Annotated in this window: 18 protein-coding genes; 15 read left to right on the top strand and 3 right to left on the bottom strand. The window is 32.2% G+C overall.

Features of this window, described 5'->3' with window-relative positions; genetic code table 11:
• Positions 1-4 precede the first annotated feature (4 nt).
• Positions 5-3,406 carry an isoleucine--tRNA ligase gene (gene ileS, locus ABNT22_RS02645; protein ID WP_348716218.1) on the bottom strand — a complete coding sequence of 1,134 codons (3,402 nt, stop codon included), beginning with the start codon at positions 3,404-3,406 and terminating at the stop codon, positions 5-7.
• Between the two features lie 226 nt (positions 3,407-3,632).
• On the opposite strand from ileS, the gene ABNT22_RS02640 reads away from it, so the two are divergent.
• From ABNT22_RS02640 to ABNT22_RS02630, 3 genes are read left to right on the top strand one after another with little or no spacing between them, the layout of a single operon-like run.
• Entirely contained in the window at positions 3,633-6,725 is a 3,093-nt protein-coding gene (locus tag ABNT22_RS02640) for a SusC/RagA family TonB-linked outer membrane protein (RefSeq protein ID WP_348716216.1), read from the top strand.
• Positions 6,726-6,736: 11 nt separating this feature from the next.
• Positions 6,737-8,194, top strand: coding sequence for a SusD/RagB family nutrient-binding outer membrane lipoprotein (locus ABNT22_RS02635; protein ID WP_348716214.1), 1,458 nt, complete (start codon positions 6,737-6,739; stop codon positions 8,192-8,194).
• A 25-nt stretch (positions 8,195-8,219) separates the two neighbouring features.
• Positions 8,220-8,735 (top strand): hypothetical protein, encoded by a 516-nt coding sequence (locus ABNT22_RS02630; protein ID WP_348716211.1) that lies wholly within the window; start codon positions 8,220-8,222, stop codon positions 8,733-8,735.
• A gap of 90 nt (positions 8,736-8,825) precedes the next feature.
• Here the strand turns inward: ABNT22_RS02630 and ABNT22_RS02625 are convergent, their stop codons facing one another.
• Both ABNT22_RS02625 and ABNT22_RS02620 read right to left on the bottom strand, forming a co-directional pair.
• The gene (locus ABNT22_RS02625; RefSeq protein ID WP_348716209.1) at positions 8,826-10,781 is read right to left on the bottom strand and encodes an OmpA family protein; all 1,956 of its coding nucleotides are present in this window, start codon (positions 10,779-10,781) and stop codon (positions 8,826-8,828) included.
• A gap of 51 nt (positions 10,782-10,832) precedes the next feature.
• The gene (locus ABNT22_RS02620; protein ID WP_348716207.1) at positions 10,833-11,591 is read right to left on the bottom strand and encodes a molecular chaperone DjiA; all 759 of its coding nucleotides are present in this window, start codon (positions 11,589-11,591) and stop codon (positions 10,833-10,835) included.
• Positions 11,592-11,719: 128 nt separating this feature from the next.
• On the opposite strand from ABNT22_RS02620, the gene ABNT22_RS02615 reads away from it, so the two are divergent.
• From ABNT22_RS02615 to ABNT22_RS02560, 12 genes are all read left to right on the top strand, one after another.
• Positions 11,720-12,130 carry a BrxA/BrxB family bacilliredoxin gene (locus ABNT22_RS02615; protein ID WP_348716204.1) on the top strand — a complete coding sequence of 137 codons (411 nt, stop codon included), beginning with the start codon at positions 11,720-11,722 and terminating at the stop codon, positions 12,128-12,130.
• A gap of 81 nt (positions 12,131-12,211) precedes the next feature.
• On the top strand, positions 12,212-12,673 hold the full coding sequence (locus tag ABNT22_RS02610; RefSeq protein ID WP_348716202.1) for an Lrp/AsnC ligand binding domain-containing protein: 462 nt from the start codon (positions 12,212-12,214) through the stop codon (positions 12,671-12,673).
• Positions 12,674-12,680: 7 nt separating this feature from the next.
• Positions 12,681-13,262 carry a HupE/UreJ family protein gene (locus ABNT22_RS02605; protein WP_348716199.1) on the top strand — a complete coding sequence of 194 codons (582 nt, stop codon included), beginning with the start codon at positions 12,681-12,683 and terminating at the stop codon, positions 13,260-13,262.
• Between the two features lie 54 nt (positions 13,263-13,316).
• Positions 13,317-13,748 (top strand): dCMP deaminase family protein, encoded by a 432-nt coding sequence (locus tag ABNT22_RS02600; RefSeq protein ID WP_348716698.1) that lies wholly within the window; start codon positions 13,317-13,319, stop codon positions 13,746-13,748.
• Positions 13,735-15,300, top strand: coding sequence for a S41 family peptidase (locus ABNT22_RS02595; protein WP_348716198.1), 1,566 nt, complete (start codon positions 13,735-13,737; stop codon positions 15,298-15,300). The genes ABNT22_RS02600 and ABNT22_RS02595 overlap by 14 nt, the downstream gene beginning before the upstream one ends.
• 118 nt (positions 15,301-15,418) lie before the next feature.
• Complete coding sequence (locus tag ABNT22_RS02590) at positions 15,419-15,958, top strand: RNA polymerase sigma factor (protein ID WP_348716195.1); 540 nt, start codon at positions 15,419-15,421, stop codon at positions 15,956-15,958.
• A gap of 2 nt (positions 15,959-15,960) precedes the next feature.
• Positions 15,961-16,710: a HEAT repeat domain-containing protein gene (locus ABNT22_RS02585; protein ID WP_348716194.1), complete on the top strand. Its 750-nt coding sequence runs from the start codon at positions 15,961-15,963 to the stop codon at positions 16,708-16,710.
• An 18-nt stretch (positions 16,711-16,728) separates the two neighbouring features.
• Positions 16,729-17,574, top strand: a complete 846-nt coding sequence (locus tag ABNT22_RS02580; protein ID WP_348716191.1) for a hypothetical protein — start codon at positions 16,729-16,731, stop codon at positions 17,572-17,574.
• Between the two features lie 24 nt (positions 17,575-17,598).
• Entirely contained in the window at positions 17,599-18,330 is a 732-nt protein-coding gene (locus ABNT22_RS02575) for a DUF4097 family beta strand repeat-containing protein (RefSeq protein ID WP_348716189.1), read from the top strand.
• A 168-nt stretch (positions 18,331-18,498) separates the two neighbouring features.
• Positions 18,499-18,846 carry a YciI family protein gene (locus ABNT22_RS02570; protein ID WP_348716186.1) on the top strand — a complete coding sequence of 116 codons (348 nt, stop codon included), beginning with the start codon at positions 18,499-18,501 and terminating at the stop codon, positions 18,844-18,846.
• Positions 18,846-20,087, top strand: a complete 1,242-nt coding sequence (locus ABNT22_RS02565) for an RNA polymerase sigma factor (RefSeq protein ID WP_348716185.1) — start codon at positions 18,846-18,848, stop codon at positions 20,085-20,087. The genes ABNT22_RS02570 and ABNT22_RS02565 overlap by 1 nt, the downstream gene beginning before the upstream one ends.
• Positions 20,088-20,139: 52 nt before the next feature.
• Positions 20,140-20,922: a class I SAM-dependent methyltransferase gene (locus ABNT22_RS02560; protein WP_348716182.1), complete on the top strand. Its 783-nt coding sequence runs from the start codon at positions 20,140-20,142 to the stop codon at positions 20,920-20,922.
• Positions 20,923-20,926: the final 4 nt, after the last annotated feature.

Below are 20,926 nucleotides of genomic sequence, written 5' to 3'. Positions count from 1 at the left end.
AATGCTATATTTTTTGTATTAACATTTTACTTTTAATGGCATCGAATTCAATTTCTGTACCATTATCTAACGTATCAACAAAAACCAACTCATTTGTTAAAGTTTCTGTCTTTATATAAACTTCATTTGAAGATACCGACTCTTGTAAATCAGCAGTATTTAAGATTGTTAATTTTATTTTATCAGTTACTTCTAACCCTGAATCTTTTCGAGCGTTCTGAATTCTATTTACTAACTCTCTAGCTACACCCTCTTTACGTAAATCATCTGTTATAGTAACATCTAATGCAACTGTTATACCTTCTGCATTTGCTACTAACCACCCCTCAATATCTTTTGATGAAATCTCTACGTCTGTGGTTTCCAAGGTAATCAATTTATCATTAATTTCCACGGAAATTCCCCCTTCTTTTTCAATTTTAGAAATTTCCTCCTGACCAAAAGACTGTATCTTACTCGCAATCAACTTCATATCCTTACCAAACTTTGGCCCCAATGCCTTAAAATTTGGTTTGATTTGTTTTACTAAAATATCAGATGCATCATCTAATAATTCAATTTCCTTAACATTTACCTCAGATTTAATTAAATCAGCTACTGCTAAAATTTCTTCTTTTTGAGTTGCGTTTAATACAGGAATCATCACTTTTTTAAGCGGTTGACGTACTTTTATTTTCTCTTTAGCTCTTAATGACAATACCAAAGAAGAAATCGTTTGCGCACTTTCCATTTTACGTTCTAAAGATTTATCTACTAAAGCTTCATTGTATTTTGGGAAGTTTGCTAAATGAACACTTTCAAAGGTCTCTTTTCCAGTAGCACCGACTAAATCCTTATACAATCTATCCATATAAAATGGTGCTACAGGTGATGCTAATTTAGCTACTGTTAGCATACAGGTATACAATGTTTGGTATGCTGATATTTTATCTTGACCATACTCTCCTTTCCAGAACCTTCTTCTACACAAACGAACATACCAGTTACTTAAATGATCTTGTACAAAATCAGAAATAGCACGTGTAGCACGTGTTGGTTCATAATCTGCATAAAAAGCATCTACATTTTTAACTAATGAATTTAATTCAGATAAAATCCAACGATCAATTTCTGGACGATCTTTTAAAGGAACCTCATCTTCAGCATAAGTAAAACCATCGATATTAGCATACAAGCTAAAGAATGAGTATGTATTGTATAAAGTTCCAAAGAATTTACGACGTACTTCCTCTACTCCAGCTAAATCAAACTTTAGGTTATCCCATGGGTTAGCATTTGAAATCATATACCAACGCGTAGCATCTGCACCATATTTCCCTAAAGTTTCAAAAGGGTCTACAGCATTTCCTAAACGCTTAGACATTTTTTGTCCATTCTTATCCAACACTAATCCATTAGATACTACATTTTTATAAGCAACAGAATCAAATACCATTGTTCCAATTGCATGTAATGTATAAAACCATCCTCTTGTTTGATCAACTCCTTCTGCAATAAAATCAGCTGGATAAGATTCTTTGGTATCTATCAATTCTTTATTTTCAAACGGATAATGCCATTGTGCATAAGGCATAGAACCAGAATCAAACCAAACATCAATTAAATCACTTTCACGTTTCATTGGTTTTCCTGTAGATGACACCAATGTAATTCTATCTACTACATTTTTGTGTAAATCGATTTTATCATAGTTATCATCCGACATATTTCCAACTTCAAAATCAGCAAAAATATCTTCAGTCATTACACCAGCTTCTACTGCTTTTGCCATTTCTGATTTCAATTCTTCTACAGAACCAATACAAATTTGTTCCGTTCCATCTTCTGTTCTCCAAATTGGTAATGGAATACCCCAGAAACGAGAACGAGATAAATTCCAATCATTTGCATTCTTTAACCAATTTCCAAAACGACCTTCTCCTGTTGATTTTGGTTTCCAATTAATTGTTTCATTTAATTCGAACATTTTATCCTTTACATCGGTTACTTTGATAAACCAAGAATCTAATGGATAATATAAAATTGGCTTATCAGTTCTCCAACAATTAGGATAACTGTGCACATATTTCTCAACCTTAAAGGCCTTATTTTCAGTTTTTAACTTGATCGCTATTTCTACATCAACCGATTTCTCCGGAACCTCCTCATCTGCATAATATTCATTCTTCACGTACTTTCCTGCAAACTCTCCCATTTCTGGCCTGAATCTCCCTTGTAAATCTACTAATGGAACTGGATTTTCATTTTCATCTAATACTAACATCGGTGGAACCTCTGGAGTAGCTTGTTTAGCAACCAAAGCATCATCAGCTCCAAAAGTAGGAGCAGTATGCACAATACCTGTACCATCTTCCGTAGTTACAAAATCACCAGAAATTACTCTAAACGCATTTTCCGGATTTTGATATGGTAAAGCATAATCTAATAATTGCTCATATCTAATTCCAACCAAATCTTTCCCTACAAACTCTTTAACAATTGTATAAGGTACTTGCTTATCTCCTGCATTGTACTCTTCTAAGGCTGCTTCATTCTCTACTTGATTAAATTTCTTTCCAGCAAATTGTTTCCCTACTAAGTTTTTAGCAAGTACTACTTGTATAGGCTCAAACGTATATTGATTAAACGTTTTAACTAAAACATAATCAATTTTAGGACCTACTGTTAACGCTGTATTTGATGGCAAGGTCCAAGGAGTAGTTGTCCATGCTAAAAAATGTACATTTCCTTCTACCTGTAAAAAACTTGGTAACGTTTCTTTTATTGCTTTAAATTGAGCCACTACGGTAGTATCTGTAACATCTTGGTATGTTCCAGGTTGATTTAACTCGTGCGAACTCAATCCGGTACCTGCTTTTGGTGAATAAGGTTGGATCGTATATCCTTTATATAATAAGTCTTTATTATAAATTTGTTTTAGTAACCACCAAACAGACTCCATGTACTTAGGTTGATAAGTTACATATGGACTATCCATGTCTACCCAATACCCAGCCTTACGGGTCATATCATTCCAAATATCAGTATAACGCATTACTGCCGTTTTACAAGCAGTATTATATTCCTCTACTGTTATTTTCGTACCAATATCTTCTTTTGTGATTCCTAATTCTTTTTCAACCCCAAGCTCAACAGGTAAACCATGCGTATCCCATCCTGCTTTACGTTTAACCTGATACCCTTTTTGGGTTTTATAACGACAAAAAATATCTTTAATAGCACGTGCCATTACATGATGAATTCCTGGCAAACCATTTGCAGAAGGTGGTCCTTCAAAAAACACAAAAGGTTTGTTTCCTTCTCGTGAAGTTATACTCTTTTCAAAGATGTTATTTTCCTCCCAATAGTTTAAGATTTCTTCTGCCACTTTTGGTAAATCAAGTCCTTTGTATTCAGTAAATTTCATACTCTTTTATCGTTCGTATTATTGAAACTGCAAAACTACGTATTTTCTAATAAATCTAACCAAAAACGGCAAGTATAATATTTAACAAGAAATAAGGATTTGTTTAAATTTTAACATATTTATAAAAAATAAAGCATATTTTTAAGTGCTTATTTGAAGTAAAAAATTGTTTTAACGAATTAATTTTATGAATTTTGATTCGAAATTAACCCAAACTAAAAACACAATGAGAAAAAAGTTTAATGGATTTCTAACGCTATTCCTAGCGTTTATTGTGCATGTAACACTCGCACAAGAAAAAACAATCACTGGTACAGTTACCGATTCTAACGGACCTTTACCTGGAGTAAATGTACTTGTTAAAAACACTGCTACAGGTACACAAACAGATTTCGATGGTAACTATTCAATCAAGGCAAACACGGGAGACATTTTAGTTTTCAGTTTTGTTGGGATGGCAACTATTGAGAAAACGGTAGGCGCAACAAACAAAATAGACGTTTTAATGGCAGAAGACGAAAACGTTTTACAAGAAGTTGTTGTAACTGCAATAGGTATTAAGCGTAAACCTGATGAAATTACAACTGCGAATCAAGTTGTAAAGGCAGAAGAACTTAACCAAGCAGTTAACCCAGATGCAGCACAGGCATTAGCAGGTAAAGTTTCTGGATTACAAATCAACACTACCTCTGCTGGTTTAACACCAAATACTCAAATCACGCTAAGAGGGGTTAGATCTATTTCTGGTAGAGTTTCTGCATTAATTGTAATTGATAACATTATATCTTCAGCTGAAGTGTTATCTACATTAGATCCAAACACTATTGAATCGATGAACGTTATAAAAGGAGCAAATGGTGCTGCTTTATATGGTGAACAAGGTTCTGCTGGGGTAATTATCGTTACCACAAAAAAAGGGCTTAAACAAGCAGATAAATTTTCTTTTAACATTAAATCATCTGTTACTGTAGAAGAAATTGCATTTTTACCAGAAACACAAGAGCGTTTTGGTCAAGGATGGGGAGGAAACATTGAAACTGTAGATCAAGGATCTTGGGGTGTTCCATATAATGGAGCTATTGTTTCTGTGGGTACTCCGGATGCTAATGGAAATTTTAGAAATTTCCCTTATAAACATATTGAAGATAACATTTTACCTTTCTTCAATACTGGGTACAACTACCAAAATTCTATTTCTATGTCTGGCGGAAATATAGAAACTGGTTTTATCAACTTTAGCTATTTAAGACAAGATCTTAATGGAGTAATTCCTACAAGTGACTTAAGTAAGAACAACTTCTCTTTAACAGCTGGTAAAAAGCTAGGTAAATTCTCTTTTCAAGCCATTGCTAGATATACGGAACAAAAAACAGACAATGTTAATAACAGAAATGAGAATGACCAGGTAATTAGCATGTACCAAAGATTATCTAATACTCCTGGTAACGTTCCTGTTGAAGCTTTTAACAGTGGGGATAACAACGATCACTGGACCATTTATGATACAAGTCCATACTGGACACTTCAAAATGACAGAAGATTAGGAAGACGTAGAATTGTAGATTTATCTGGAGAAATCTCATATGAGTTAAACGACAATATCAATGCTGTATTAAGATCTTCTGTAAGAACTACACAAAACGACGTGCAGTTTAGAAGAAATTCTTACACAGATACCCAAAACTATGTATTCGGTGATAGATCAATTCGTTCATGGTATCGTGTAGACAACGATAGCGATCGCTATATCTATACGGACTTCTTAGTTAATTTTGATTACAGATTAAATGAAGATTTAACATTTAAATCTAATGTTGGATTTAACACACAAGATAGAAGATACTCTCGTCAAGTAAATGGAGGATTAGATTTAGCTATTCCTGGTTTTTTCCATTTATCTAACATTACTTCTATCCCTGATTTTTTTGAAAGAAACATTAGATCTAGAACAAATGGTTTATTCGGACAAATAGATTTAGGGTATAAGGATTATTTATTCTTAAATGCAACTGCAAGAAATGATTGGAACTCTGTGTTACCAAGTCAAAACAGAAGTTTCTTCTACCCATCTGTGGGAGTAGCATTTATCCCTACAAAAGCTATTGAAGGATTAAAGACTAAATTTTTCCACAAAGCAAAAGTTTCTGCAAGTTTTGTACAAACAGGTAATGCTCAAGCTATTGCTCCACAACAACTTGCTAACGTGGCTATAAACGATACTTTTTATCCAAGTACAGGACAAGTATCTTTAATCGCTGACAATACGATTGTTGACCAAAATATCAAACCAGAATTTGTAAACTCTTTTGAAACCAATGCAAACTTAGAGTTTTTAAACATCAGAGGGCCAAGAATTACTTTAGACGCTTCTTATTCTTTTGGTAGTATTGATAATCAAATTTTAGGAATTTCTTCTTCTAGTACAAGTGGTTATGACAGAGCACTTATAAATGTTGGTAAGACCTCTTTTAACTCTTTAGAAGTTGATTTAGGATTTACTCCTATAAAAACAGAAGATTTAGAATTAAGCGGTAGAGTTGGTTTTAGTACTTATAGATCTACTGTTGATAGAGTTACAGATCAATCAGACCGTGTTCGTGTAGATAACGGAACGGGTACTATTGGTGCATATGCAATTGAGGGTGAACAATTCCCTGTATTATTAGGAACTGCTTACGAAAGAGATGATCAAGGGAGAGTTGTTGTAGATACTGATGGAACACCATTAGTAGCAGCTGGATTAAAAAAATTAGGTCAAACAACTCCAGATTATGTTTTAAACTTCTCTCTAAATGCTAGATATAAAGGCTTCCGTTTTGCTGCTGTTGCAGATTACAGAACCGGACATGTATTCTATTCAGGAATTAAAAACCAACTATCTTCTCAAGGTAGAACTGTTGAAACTACATATAATGACAGACTTCCTTTCGTTTTCCCTAACTCAACTGTAGTGGGTACAGGTACAGATAACACAACCGTTTTATCTGCAGGTGGTAATCCAAACTTCCACCCTTACAATCACGCATATGATTATTATACGGGAGAACATAATACGATAGATGAAAACTTTATTACAGATGCTACAGCATTTAAATTAAGAGAGGTTTCTTTAAGCTATGATTTACCTACTAAGCTTATTGAAAAACTTAATGTAAGCCGAGTTAATGTTGGTGTAAGTGGAAGAAACTTACTTACTATTTTACCTTCTGACAACTTCGATTATAATGATCCTGAATTTGCTGGAAGACTTGGAATTGCGGGGTATGGTATAACACCTCCTACTAGATTTTATACTGTTTCGGTTAATGTAGCATTTTAAAAAAATAACAGATGAAAAAAATATTTAAACTAACGTCAGTATTTATACTTTTACTAAGTATTGCATCTTGTAATTTAGATGTAAATGACCCTATAGATAATCCAGATTTTAATTCTTTAAATCCAAACAGACTTTTTGTTGGAGCAGAAACTTTATCTGCTGAAGTTTATGCAAACAGATTAAACAGAGTTGGTAATTGGATGGGAGTTGCATGGTCTGGAAACTACCTTTCTTTTAACGATGCATACGGTTTAGAAAGTAGATATCAATTCACAAGTACATTTTACAATGATGTTTGGGATGATTTGTATGCCAACACATTAAATTTCACGACCATATTAAATTATGATGATGGTAAGGATTGGAGTAATCAAAAAGCTGCCGCAAGTGTTTCTTTAGCTTTTTACTTACAATATATTGTTGATTTATATGGAAATGCTCCGTACACTGAAATGCATATGGGAACCAAAAACTTATTCCCTAAATATGATGATGCAGAAGATATTTACAAGAGTTTAATTGAGTTAACCGACAATGCAATAACATTAATAGATGGAAACTCTAACTCAGAAGATTTCTCTGCAAGCGACATTGTTTTTGGTGGAGATATGGCTAAGTGGAAGCAATTTGCACAAACAGTAAAACTTAGACTTCTAGTTCGTTTAATTTTAAAAGCAGAAACAGATGCTGATTTATTATCATATATCAATGCTAAGTTTGCTGACTTAAATGGGGTTCAATTCATTGATGCAGATGTTACATTAAACCCTGGTTATCAAGATGCAGATGACAGACAAAATCCTTTCTGGGAAATCTATGGATTTACTCCTGCTGATGTAGCAACAAATAGAGGAAGACAAACAGGACCTTCTCAATTTGGATTCAATTTGTTAGACAACTCTAATGATCCAAGGTTAGAACGTTTATGGAAAACAGGAGACGGAAATACTTTTGCTGGAACTCAACAAAACGGAACAGGAAACTCTGCTGCTTTAGGAGATGGAGTTTTAAAAGGTGCTGATGCTGATTTAACTATCATGCTTGCTGCTGAAAGCTATTTCTTACAGGCAGAAGCTGTACAAAGAGGTTATTTGACAGGTAATGCTAAAGCTTTATTTGACCAAGGAATTACAAGCTCATTTAACTCATTAGGAGCAAGTGGTGCTAGTACTTATATTACTGCTACAGATATGGATGCTACGCTTGGATTTAATGGAGGAAATTCATTAGAAGCAATTTTAACTCAAAAATGGATTGCTTTAACAAGTGTTTCGGGTGGTGAATTATGGATAGAATACAACAGAACTGGATTCCCAAGTAATTTACCATTACCTCTTAACCTTACTGATCCAAATATTCCAGTAAGATTATTATATCCAGCATCTGAAGTTTCAGGTAATTCTGCAAATGTTATTCCTCAAACAAGAGGTGATGCTTTTACTTCTAAAATATTTTGGGATGTAAATTAATTTTAAATTTTTTAAATTAAGAGAAATGAAAAAATCTATATATATAAAATTATTCAGTATCCTGTTTTTAGGATTAATGTTCACTTCATGTGATCAAGATCAAGACTTGGAGGAAATCCCTAGAGAAAATTCTTCTAAAGCTGTCATTAAAGAAGCCAGTGTAACTGTAACGGAAGGTAATAGTCCTTCTTTTACTATTGTTCAGGAGAACCTAGTAGAAGAAAGGTTTGATGCACAAGAGTTTTTTGCTTGGGTATCTGGCCAAATAGGTGTAAGAGTTGTTGGAGGAACCGCAATTGAAGGTCAAGATTTCGTTTTTAACGTTCCTACAATTCATCAAGTAAGTGTTTTCTTATTACAAGATGGTTACTACTATGGGTATGATGCCAGCGTAAACTTAGAACATGTTGTTAATAATCTAATTACTATTGTTGATGATGGTAATGCAGAAGGTGAAGAAACAATTGAATTACAATTTTTCCCTGTAGGATTAGCAGGTGTTCTTATTAACGATACATTAACTGTTACTATTAACGATTAACACATCATTTAATTAAAAAACAAAAACCACCTTTTAAAGGTGGTTTTTTTATGACCATTAACTTTAATTGATATTTAAAATGTCTTCTTTTTATTTATTTTCATTTTGTCCAACAACACTAACTCCTTTACCTCCTTTAATAATATAAAAATAAGACCTTCTGTTCTTTTGGTGTTCTTCTTCACTACATTCTTTACGAGCCTCATTACAATCGTTTAACAATTGATCTTCCCCATAACCAATGGCACTTTCTATTCTTTCTGGAGCAATACCTCTTGAAACAATATAATCTCTTGTTGCTTTCGCTCGCATATCTGAAAGCCATCTGTTATAATCCTTCAATCCACGACTATCTGTATGTGATTCTATTTTTATAACCATTTCTGGGTGGTTACTCATCACTGCAACAACATTTTCTAATTCATAAGCTGCATCTTTTCTAATTTCGTACTTATCAAAACTAAAGTAAATAGGATTAATTACTATTTGATCTTCCACTATCAACGATTTTAATTCAAAATTAGCGATTATCTCTTCTTCATTAGTTTCCTTAGTACGTATTTCTATGATACTATTATCATAATCTTCTTTCTCAGCTACCACAGTAAATTCTCTATTACATTCAATTTCATAAAAGGTATATTCTCCTTCTCTTCCTGTTTTTTTCTCTGCTACAATTTTCCCCTCTTTATCTACCAACTTAACAATAGCTTCTTTAATTGGAGTCTTATCTTCAGAATCGGTTACAAAACCTTTAATATCCTCCTTACATTGATAAATTAAAAAACTATAAATATCATCATCTCCTTTTCCATTCTTCCTGTTAGACGAAAAGAATCCTCTGTTTTTTTCATTATTAATAACAAAAGCAAAATCATCATAAGCGCCATTTACAGGTGCTCCCAGGTTGATCGGACCTTTATAAACATTTTGCTCCTTTTTAACTTCAAAAACATCCAAAGCTCCTAAACCTAAGTGACCATCAGAAGAAAAATACATCGTTCCATCACTCCCTATAAAAGGAAACATTTCCCTTCCTTCAGTATTAATTTCATTTCCTAAATTTATTGGTTGACCATAATCGTTCTCTCCTAAAATAGCTACTTTGTAAATATCTGTCCCTCCAAAACCATTTGGCATATCAGATGAAAAATATAGTATATCTTCATTTTCACTTAAAGCAGGATGTCCAATAGAATAACTATCATTATTAAAAGGTAATTCTTTAATATTACCCCACATTCTACCAATCTTTTCTGCCTTGTAAATTTTTAAATTTGCGACTTTATTTTCTCCTCCTTTTAACTTTTTACCATCAAAGCTAGTTCTGGTAAAGTACATGGTTTTCCCGTCTTTGGTAATTACCATACTTGACTCATGATACTTTGAAGAAAGTGCATTTATCTTTTCTGGTGAAGAAAGATCTAAAATCATGGTTTCAGTATTAAATACCTCTTCTGATTTATAAATATTTAAATGTGGTTGATTATTCCATTTGTATATTTTCTTATTGTTATCATCTGGTTTGGTAGATGCGAAATAAAAATGATCATCAAACGTAAAGCCTCCAAAATCAGAATACTTTGTATTTGTGGAAAGGTTATGAATATTTATAAATGTTTTTTTTCTATTGGTATATTCTGAAAAATACCCTTGATTATTCACCAAATACTGACCTCTAGAATCTTCTTTTTTCACCTCATTAAGTTTCAGCAACCATTTATCAGACTCTTCAATCTTTCCATTACTCTTTAAAACCTGAGCATATCTAAAAAAGTATTCTGGTGATAGTACACTCAAATATTTATCTACTAATTTGGTATACCATTTTTCGGCTTCAATAAAATCCGAATTAAAATAATAACAATCTCCCAATCTACTTAATACTTGATACGAAGTAGTACCATCGTTGTATATATCTTCATATAATTTAGCAGATTTTTTATACGCGTAATCTTCAAAGTATTTATCTGCTGCATATCTTTTTTGACCAAAGCCTGTAAAACTTAAAAACAAAAGTCCTAAGCAAAGTATTTTTTTCCCCATATATCCATTAAAATTTGCTCCCCTCAACATAAATATAAAAAAAAGAATCTATTATGACATTCCTCTTTCCTTTTTTATCTTTTCATAAGCAATTTGTATCTTCTGAAATTTCTCTTTCGCTCCTTTTAAATGCTCCTCTCCCAAACCTTGCAATTTATCAGGATGATATTTTTTAGCCATTTTTCTGTAAGCTTTTTTTACCTCATCATTTGAAGCATTCTTGCTTATTTCTAAAATTTTATAATCGCTATCGGAATTATTATAAAACATAGCTCTGATAGAACTATAATCATACTCATTAACATATAAATATCCAGCAATTTTTCGTATCTCTAGTTCCTCAGAAGGCAATACTTGTCCATCTGACTGAGCAATTCCAAATAAAAAATGAATTAATTGCAATCTTGTAGAATGCGACATGTGTTGACGTATCTGTAAACAAACCTGTCTTGTAGATATTTGTTTCTTAATAATCCCATTAAAAAGTTTAAATGCATGATTTGCTCTTTCTTTACCATACATCTTTACAAAATACATTCTTACATAATCTAACTCCCTTTTATCAATTTTACCATCAGCTTTAATAACAATAGAAGCAAGTATTAATAAACTTATCTCAAAGTCTCCAGAAGTAGGTCTTCCTCTTCTTCCATGGTGCTGTTTTTGTTCGTACTCTTTTTGCTCTTCTACAAAATCTTCCACTGAAATACCATCAATAAAACTACCAACTACAAAGCCAATAATTCCACCAATTGGACCTCCAAGTGTAAATCCAGCTCCAGCACCTAACCATTTTGCAAATTTTCCCATTTCAAAAATTTAAAAAGACAAATATAACTAGAAAACATAATCCATCTTATGTAATACTTTTCATCTAGTTAACTAACTTGGTTTATGCATGTAAAAAAGGTATCTTTGTGAAAAATTTAAATTAAAATATGTACCCAGAAGAATTAGTAAAACCAATGCGCGATCAGTTGATAGATGCTGGTTTCGACGCTTTATATACTGCTCAAGATGTTGATACAGCTTTAGCAAAAGAAGGAACAACTTTAGTCATGGTAAATTCAGTTTGTGGTTGTGCAGCAGGTACTGCTAGACCAGGAGCTATTGCTTCTTTAGGAGCTGATAAAAAACCAGATCATTTAACAACTGTTTTTGCAGGAGTAGAAAAAGAATCTACTGCAAAAGCTAGAGAATACATGATTCCATTCCCTCCTTCTTCACCTGCCATTGCATTATTTAAAGACGGAAATTTAGTACACATGTTAGAGCGCCATCACATTGAAGGTCGTTCTGCTCAAATGATTGCTGCAAATTTAGCAGAAGCTTATGATGAGTTTTGTTAATCTAATTTTTAGATAAAAGAATACAGATAAAATCCACTCAAACGAGTGGATTTTTCTATTTTTATCATCAAACTTATAAAAATGAGTAAAAAGCCAAAAATAGACGGAATAGACAAAATCATCATTAAGCGATTGGTGAAAGATGCACGTACTCCTATTTTAAGTATTGCAAGAGAAGTAGGAATTTCTGGAGCTGCCATACATCAAAGGTTACGTAAATTAGAAGATTCAGATCTTATTGATGGTTATAAGATGACTTTAAATCCGAAAGCTTTAGGATATACTACTACGGCTTTTGTTGGTGTGTTTTTAGATTCTTCAAGCCTTTATTCTTCTGCTATTAAACGCTTAAAAGATATTCCAGAAGTTGTTGAAAGTCATTATACAACAGGAAACTATGCTATTTTTATAAAAATAATGTGTAAAAACAACGAAGACTTAATGCATTTGTTAAATAAAGATATTCAAACTATAAAAGGGGTTTCCAGAACCGAAACTTTTATATCTTTAGACCAACAAATAGACCGACAAATTAAAATTTAAACCCTAAATGAACGATTTCATTTTCTACTTTAAAATGGGCTTATTCCATGTATTAGACATTAAAGCCTATGATCATATTTTATTTTTAATAGTATTAGCTGTTGTATACCAATTTAAACAATGGAAAAAAGTACTATGGCTTATTACATTATTTACTATAGGGCATTCTATAACACTTGCCTTGTCGGCTTATGGAGTTCTTAACATCAATCCTGCGTTGGTAGAGTTTTTGATTCCTTTAACCATATTTATTACAGGTTTAATGAATGTATTAACCGCTAAAAAAGCATCTGTAGGGAAAGAAAATCAAAATCTGTTTTTTGCATTGTTTTTTGGTTTAGTACACGGACTAGGTTTTTCTAACTATTTTAAAATGATGATAGGTAAAACAAGTGATAAATTTTTACCTCTTTTGGAATTTGCTTTAGGAGTAGAAGCTGCCCAAGTTATTATTGTAGCATTAATTTTACTTGTAGGATCTTTAGTTCAATCTATTTTTGGTGTAAATCGACGTGATTGGATTTTAGTGGCATCTTCAATTGTAATTGGTTTTGCTTTGCAAATGATGTTTGACCGTGTTTTTTGGTAAAAATTAACATCTTTCTTTTTCATTTCTAACTAAATTAGCTAAGTAAAATTCTCAATCTTGAATAAAAAACAATTAAAATACGATATTGCTTATTTAAAAATGGCAAGAGAATGGGGACAACTTTCCCATTGTATTCGTAAAAAAGTAGGCGCTTTAATTGTTAAAGACAGAATGATTATTTCTGACGGATATAACGGAACTCCTTCTGGTTTTGAAAATTATTGTGAAGATGAAGAAGGTTATACTAAATGGTATGTTTTACATGCAGAAGCAAACGCCATTTTAAAAGTAGCATCTTCTACCCAATCATGCCAAGGAGCAACATTGTATATTACATTATCTCCATGTCAACAATGTAGTAAACTTATACACCAAGCAGGTATTAAGCGTGTTGTATATGCAGATGCATACAAGGATACTTCAGGTTTAGAATTTTTAGAAAAAGCAGGCGTAGAATTGATGCATTTACCTTATGAACAAAAATAATTTACCTATATATTTTTCAGTTGCCGTAGTTTTCGGAATGTTTATCGGATCATTTTTTGGTACGGGTAGCAAACCTATTGTTGGCAACAGTTCTGCCAACGAACAAAAAATAAAACGTTTAATCAACTACATTCAACGTGATTATGTTGATCAAGTGAATACTGATGAACTTTTAGACGGAGCAATTGCTCAAATGCTTGAAAAATTAGATCCTCACTCTGTATATATCCCTAAAGAAAACCTACAATTAGTGACAGAAAATATGCAAGGTAATTTTGTTGGTATTGGTGTACAGTTTAGAATGATTGGCGATACCATTACTGTTATTCAACCTATCAAAGGCGGGCCAAGTATTAAAAAAGGGATTAAAGCTGGTGATAGAATTTTAATTGCTGATAACGATACTTTATACGGAAAAGACTTGCAATCTGGACAAATTTTAAAACGTTTAAAGGGACAACCGAACACAGAAGTAAACCTTCAAATGTACCGTAAATCAAACGACAGTATTTTCAATGTAACTCTAAATAGAAATAAAGTAAATATTAAAAGTGTTGATGTAGCTTATATGCTTAACGATAGCATAGGGTATATTAAATTAGATCGCTTTGCTCGTAATACCTATAAAGAATTTAAAACCTCTTTAGATGAACTACTTTTAAATGGAATGACCGATTTAGTGTTAGACCTAAGAGGTAATAGCGGCGGATTTATTGACATTGCCAATAAAATTGTTGATGAATTCTTAGAAGACGGCAAACTTATTGTATTTACTAAAAACAATAAAGGGGACGTTAATGAATCATTTGCCACTTACAAAGGTGACTTTGAAAAAGGAGGACTTTATGTTTTAATTGATGAAAATTCTGCTTCTGCATCTGAAATTGTTGCCGGTGCCTTACAAGACAACGATAAAGGAACCATTATTGGACGTCGTTCGTTTGGAAAAGGACTTGTTCAAGAAGAAATGGACCTAGGAGATGGTTCTGCAGTTCGCTTAACAACAGCACGTTATTATACTCCAACAGGTAGATCTATTCAAAAACCCTATAAAAAAGAGGAAAGTACTACAAATTACAATGAAGATTTTAGAAATAGATACCAAAACGGAGAACTCTTTCATAAAGACAGTATTAAAACAGTAGATAGCTTACAGTACAAAACTCCAAAAGGAAAAATTGTTTTTGGCGGCGGTGGTATTGTTCCAGACGTTTTTGTACCAATTGATACAAGCGCTTATATTCCAACTATATTCTTTGGACGTCTAAACAACTTTGCTTTTAACTATGTTGATAACAACAGAGTTCAACTGTCTAAACTTAGTATAGACGAGTTTATCAAGGAATTTGATAAAAATAACGAAGTTTCAAATAAGTTTTTTAATCAGTTGAAGGACTATAAACTATCCCTAAAAACAAATCAGCTTATTCGACGTAACTTGAAAATACTCATTGCTAGAGATCTATTCAATGATATAGGCATGTATAAACTACAGCACAAGAGTGATAAAATGATTCAAAAAGTTTTTGAACTCGAAACAGAACAACAATAATACTTCAACCTCATAATTTAATTATGAGGTTTTTTATTTCAAAAAAAAATAAAAAAGAATGTAACCTTTTTATAAATTGATGGTTTTAAAGATAGAAACTAACCAAAACTAACACTCGTTGAAACATCTAACTGATGAAGAATTAATGTTAGCAGTAGCTAATGGAGAACTAAAACAATTGTCTATTTTATTTGATAGATATCATGTTCGCATCTTTAATTTTTTCAACAAAATGGTACATAACAAAATGGTTAGTGAAGATTTAACTCAAGAGGTATTTGTAAAAGTTTTGAAATATCGAACTTCCTATAAAAGCGGAAACTTTACTTCTTGGATTTATACAATAGCAAGAAACATTTTTTCAAGTTATTATCAAAAACAAAAAAAAGAAAGAACCAATATTATAGAAAATGAACTTATAGGCACTGATGAAACATTAATTACCAACAGTAATCAAGAAGAGCTAGAACATTTACAAAAATCACTTTTGCGTTTAAATGAGTCCGATAGAGAATTGATTGTAATGCATCGATTTCAGGAAATAAACTACGGACAAATAGCAGAAATCATTGGAAGTTCGGAAGGAGCGGTAAAAGTAAAAGTACACAGAGCTTTAAAAAAGTTAAAGGATATTTTCTTTCAAACAACACACAATTAATTATGGATTGTAACCAAATACAAGATAAACTCATTGATTATATCGAAAAACAACTCTCACAAGATGAGATGAATACTATTGAAACTCATTTAGAATCTTGCAATAGCTGTAAAGAAGAACTAGAACACACAAGGAAGTTGTTGTCATTTTTTTCTTCTGATAGTATGGAAGTTCCTAGCAAGCAACTAAAAGCTAATTTTGAGAAAATGCTTCATGAAGAAATTGAGAAGCAGGGACCAAAAGTTATTCCTATTCGTTCAAATACGCCTTGGAAAACATATATAAGAATTGCCGCAAGTATTTTAATCGTAATAAGTGCTTATTTAATTGGACAACAATCAAGCAACCATAATTCATCAAATATAAAAGAACAACAAGTGTTGGCACTATTAGAAAACCAATCTGCTAGTAAACGTATTCTTGCAGTTTCTCAAGCAGAAGAGTTTAATAATAACGACACTCAAATAATTAATGCTCTTATACAAAAGTTATTTAATGATAAAAATGTAAACGTGCGTTTGGCTGCAGCAGAAGCACTGGCAAAGTTTTCTTCATTAGAAAGTGTAAGGCAAGCATTGATAAAATCGTTAGAAACGGAAAAAGTACCTACTATGCAAATTGAATTAATTCAAATTCTAGCTAGGATTCAAGAAAAAAGAGCGCTCGACCCTATGAAAAAACTATTAGACAACGACGAAACACCAACATACGTAAAACAACAGTTAGAATACAACATCGCAAGTTTGTTCTAGAGAAAAACATATTAAATCATGAAAAAAATATTATTGATACTATTATTTATTAGTGGAGCTTCAATTGCTCAAAACAAAGAATATACTCAAGCTTTATCAGGAGTAAAGAAGGTGCGTATTGAAACCAATACCAAAACCAAAATTGTAGTGGGTGCGTCCAATTCGTTAACAATTTCACATTTAAAATCATCACACGATAATTGCGGAAATTGCGACCATGATGAAGATCATGAAGCTCAAGAGTCTCATGAAAATCATTCAAACAAAAGACATAAAGAAAGAGAGGATAAAAGAAAGGGGTTAACGGCTATTTACCCCGGAGGAAAAGACAACACAAATGGATTTGGTTTTTCAATAACAAAAGACGGAAGTACATTAATCATAAGAGATTTAAAATCTCACTTTCAACGTCATGGAATTCAAATAGAACTACCAAAAAATGTAGGCATTTCAGTAGATACTGGAAACTTAGGAAGCATAGAGGTAATTGGATTTACTGCTGAAGTAGAGGTAAATACTAATGTCGGACGTATACATATGACAGATGTTACCGGACCTATTACTGCGCATTCTAATGTTGGACCAATTAACATTGAGTTTTCTAAAGTAAGTCAAACCTCTCCTATTACAGTAAGTTCATCTACAAGTGAAATCGATGTTGCTATTCCTTCAAATACCAAAGCTAGTTTAGAGTTAAAAACAAATGGTACAGTGTATACAAATTTTGATATTGATGTACCAACTCCTAAACCTGGATTACGAAATGTAAGTGGTATTAAAAAAATAGTTAGCCCTATAAACAACGGAGGTGTCAAAATTAAATTAAAGTCTTCTTTGGGAAACATCTACTTACGTAAAAAATAAATTTAACAACATAAAACATATACAATGAAAAGATTCATCTTCTTCATAGGGCTTCTATTGTCTTATAGTACCCTAACAGCACAGAAAAAAGTTACCGAAAAAATCAGCGCTTCTAATATTGAAAGTGTATTTGTAAACGTAAAGTTCGCAGAAAAAATAGAAGTAAAAAACTGGAGTAGAAATGAAATATCTGTAGAAGCTCTAGTAAATATTAATGATAATCAAGACAATGATACTTTTAGTTTAAAAGGTCAAGCATCAAATAGTCAATATGAAGTTACTTCAGACTACGGAAACCTATTCAAAAGGTATAAAAAGAAAACTACAGGAACAAGTAAAGGAAAAAAATCTAAAAGTTATAACTATTGCGACCAACACAACGATATAAAAATTAACTATACTGTGTATGTTCCTAATGGAATTGCTTTAAAAGTTAAAAGTATTTCGGGAGATGTAGATGCATTAAGTTATGACGGAAAACTTACGCTAGATTTAATTAGCGGTAACGTTACTGTGAAAAAACATTCTAAAAAAATGAATCTTAAAACAATTAGCGGAGATATCGATTTGGTAGTAACCGATGCCAAATTTAAAGCTGAAACGCTCACAGGAACTGTATATTCAGATTTAGACATAGAATTTAATAAGAACAAGAGAAATGTTGTAGGCAGTAAAATTTATGGCACAGTTAAAAATGGGATTGCCTCATTAAACTTAAAAACAATTAGTGGTAATATATATTTAAGAAAGAAATAGATTTTGTTTTATTATTACATTCAAAGCCGTTGGTAAGTACTTATCAGCGGTTTTATTTTTTATTAATTTGGAGTCTTTTAAAATTAAGTTCATTATTTTTAAAGAAAATAGTCCCGTTTTATTCTCATCAGTCGTCCTAAGAGAAATAACTTTAAAAATTTAGAAATTATGAAAGAATTTATGATGATTTTTGTTGGAACTGAATACGCAGATTTAGGGCTTTCTCCTGAAGAAGTACAAAACCGAATGGGCAAATGGTTTGCTTGGAGTGAAAAAATGGAGAAACAAGGCATAGTAAAACATGGAAATGCTTTAACACCTCAAATTAGACGTATTGTTGGTAAAAACAGAACAGTTACCGATTTAACCTCAGCTGAAGTAAAAGAAATCGTTGGTGGATATTATATTATTGAAGCTAAAGATTTTGATGCCGTCCAAGAAATTGCACAAGATTTCCCAGACTACGATTTAGGAAATACTGTAGAGATTAGAGAAGTCATGGTTTTTGATCAATAATGGAACATAAAATGATAGACCATCTTTTCCGAACACATAGCGGAAAGATGGTTTCTGTTTTAACGAGGATTTTTGGTTTTTCTAATCTCGAAATTATTCAAGATGCCGTTCAGGATGCTTTTTTAAAAGCCAATCTTAAATGGCAGGAACAATTACCTGAGCACCCAGAGGCCTGGTTAACACAGGTAGCAAAAAACAGAGTTTTAGACATCTTTAAAAAACTCCAAACTGAAAGAAAGCACTTACCTGAGTTAAAAAATGGAGTAGATACCATTGCTATTAGTGAACTGTTTTTAGAAGATGAAATTGAAGATGCACAATTACGAATGATCTTTGCTGCATGTCATCCACAACTTGATCAAAAAGATAGAATTGCTTTTGCTTTAAAAACAATATCGGGATTTAGTTCTAAAGAGATCGCTTCTGCCTTACTCACCAAAGAAGGAACCATTAGAAAAAGAGTTTTTAGAGCTCGAAACAATATTCAAAAACTACATATAGACTTTAAAATTCCGCAAGGAAAAGAGTTGCCAAAACGAATAGAAAGTGTTCTAGAAGTATTGTACCTTATCTTCAACGAAGGATTTCACTCTAACAAAAAGGATGTTTTAATTCAAAAAGACATGTGTGGTGAAGCAATGCGCCTTTGCAAATCTTTATTAAAAAATAAACATACTCAAACACCAATGACTTATGCACTGTTTGCTTTGATGTGTTTTCATGCGGCTCGTTTAGATGCTAAAACTAATACCTCTAACGAAATTTTAGACTTAAAATCTCAAGACAGAAACAAATGGTCGTTTCCACTCATTCAATTGGGCAACGCTATGATGAATAAAGCTGTTGAAACCAATGAATACTCTTCTTATCATTATGAAGCAGCTATAGCAGCTGAACATATCAAAGCGCCTTCTTTTGAATTAACCGACTGGGACAAAATTTTACATTGGTATAATTCTTTATATAGTATCGCCCCATCTCCTTCTATATTATTAAATATGGCTGTAGTTTGTATTGAACAAAAAAACTATGTAAAAGCCAATTATTACTTTGAACAACTTGCTCCAGAAGAACTCGAGCAACGTTCTTATTTATACTATGGAACTAAATCCAAATATTATGAAGAAACAGGTAAAACCAAACAAGCGATAATTTATATAGACCTTGCTTTGAAAAAAGTACGCAATCTGTTAGAAAGGGAATATCTACTAAAGAAAAAACAACAATTACTCAATCAATAATACTTCATTTCCATTTTAAAAAGAAGTATCTTAGAACTCTATACATGGAAAAATGAATGTCAAATACGATAAAATAGGTAAAGGTTATAATCAAACCCGAAAAGCAGATAAATATTTAACAGAAAGACTCTTATTCCTGTTAAAACCTCAACCTAGCAAACTTTATTTAGATATAGGCTGTGGCACTGGAAACTATACCAATCAATTTCAACAAAGAGGTTATAGTTTTATAGGAATAGACCCTTCAGAAACCATGCTTTTCAAAGCAAAAGAAAAGAACAATAGAATTGATTGGAGAATTGGCACAGCAGAGAACACGCAATTAAACAGTGATTCTATAGATGGAATTATTGCCAGTCTGACAATTCATCATTGGAAAGATATCAATCTGGCTTTTAGAGAACTTTTTAGAGTATTGAAACCAAATTGCAAATTGGTTCTTTTTACTTCTACTCAAGAGCAGATGCAAGGTTATTGGTTAAATGAATACTTTCCTAAAATGTTAGAAGACTCCATTAATCAAATGCCAAAACATGAAGATATTTTGGATGCATTACAATCTTCTGGTTTTAAACGTAATACTTCTGAAAAATATTTCATTAAACCAGATTTAGAAGATAAATTCTTGTACTGTGGGAAACAAAATCCGCAGATGTATTTTAACGAAGCCATTCGAAACGGAATTTCCTCTTTTTCAGATTTATCTAACAAAACTGAAATAGAACGGGGGCTACAAAAGCTAAAAAGAGACATTGATACAAATCAAATCAATGCAATTATTAATAAATATGAAAATGATCTAGGTGATTACCTTTTTATTACGGCTAAAAAATAAATCA

It is taken from the genome of Tenacibaculum sp. 190130A14a, assembly GCF_964048965.1.
GTDB lineage: Bacteria > Bacteroidota > Bacteroidia > Flavobacteriales > Flavobacteriaceae > Polaribacter > Polaribacter polynesiense.
Note: the sequence above shows the minus strand (reverse complement) of the source record. Positions and strands in the feature narration are given on the sequence as shown.

Excerpts from the sequence above, each read along its gene's own strand:
- ileS (WP_348716218.1), bottom strand. The coding sequence starts at position 3,406 with ATGAAATTTACTGAATACAAAGGACTTGATTTACCAAAAGTGGCAGAA.
- ABNT22_RS02640 (WP_348716216.1), top strand. The coding sequence starts at position 3,633 with ATGAGAAAAAAGTTTAATGGATTTCTAACGCTATTCCTAGCGTTTATT.
- ABNT22_RS02635 (WP_348716214.1), top strand. The coding sequence starts at position 6,737 with ATGAAAAAAATATTTAAACTAACGTCAGTATTTATACTTTTACTAAGT.
- ABNT22_RS02630 (WP_348716211.1), top strand. The coding sequence starts at position 8,220 with ATGAAAAAATCTATATATATAAAATTATTCAGTATCCTGTTTTTAGGA.
- ABNT22_RS02625 (WP_348716209.1), bottom strand. The coding sequence starts at position 10,781 with ATGGGGAAAAAAATACTTTGCTTAGGACTTTTGTTTTTAAGTTTTACA.
- ABNT22_RS02620 (WP_348716207.1), bottom strand. The coding sequence starts at position 11,591 with ATGGGAAAATTTGCAAAATGGTTAGGTGCTGGAGCTGGATTTACACTT.
- ABNT22_RS02615 (WP_348716204.1), top strand. The coding sequence starts at position 11,720 with ATGTACCCAGAAGAATTAGTAAAACCAATGCGCGATCAGTTGATAGAT.
- ABNT22_RS02610 (WP_348716202.1), top strand. The coding sequence starts at position 12,212 with ATGAGTAAAAAGCCAAAAATAGACGGAATAGACAAAATCATCATTAAG.
- ABNT22_RS02605 (WP_348716199.1), top strand. The coding sequence starts at position 12,681 with ATGAACGATTTCATTTTCTACTTTAAAATGGGCTTATTCCATGTATTA.
- ABNT22_RS02595 (WP_348716198.1), top strand. The coding sequence starts at position 13,735 with ATGAACAAAAATAATTTACCTATATATTTTTCAGTTGCCGTAGTTTTC.
- ABNT22_RS02585 (WP_348716194.1), top strand. The coding sequence starts at position 15,961 with ATGGATTGTAACCAAATACAAGATAAACTCATTGATTATATCGAAAAA.
- ABNT22_RS02580 (WP_348716191.1), top strand. The coding sequence starts at position 16,729 with ATGAAAAAAATATTATTGATACTATTATTTATTAGTGGAGCTTCAATT.
- ABNT22_RS02575 (WP_348716189.1), top strand. The coding sequence starts at position 17,599 with ATGAAAAGATTCATCTTCTTCATAGGGCTTCTATTGTCTTATAGTACC.
- ABNT22_RS02570 (WP_348716186.1), top strand. The coding sequence starts at position 18,499 with ATGAAAGAATTTATGATGATTTTTGTTGGAACTGAATACGCAGATTTA.
- ABNT22_RS02565 (WP_348716185.1), top strand. The coding sequence starts at position 18,846 with ATGGAACATAAAATGATAGACCATCTTTTCCGAACACATAGCGGAAAG.
- ABNT22_RS02560 (WP_348716182.1), top strand. The coding sequence starts at position 20,140 with ATGAATGTCAAATACGATAAAATAGGTAAAGGTTATAATCAAACCCGA.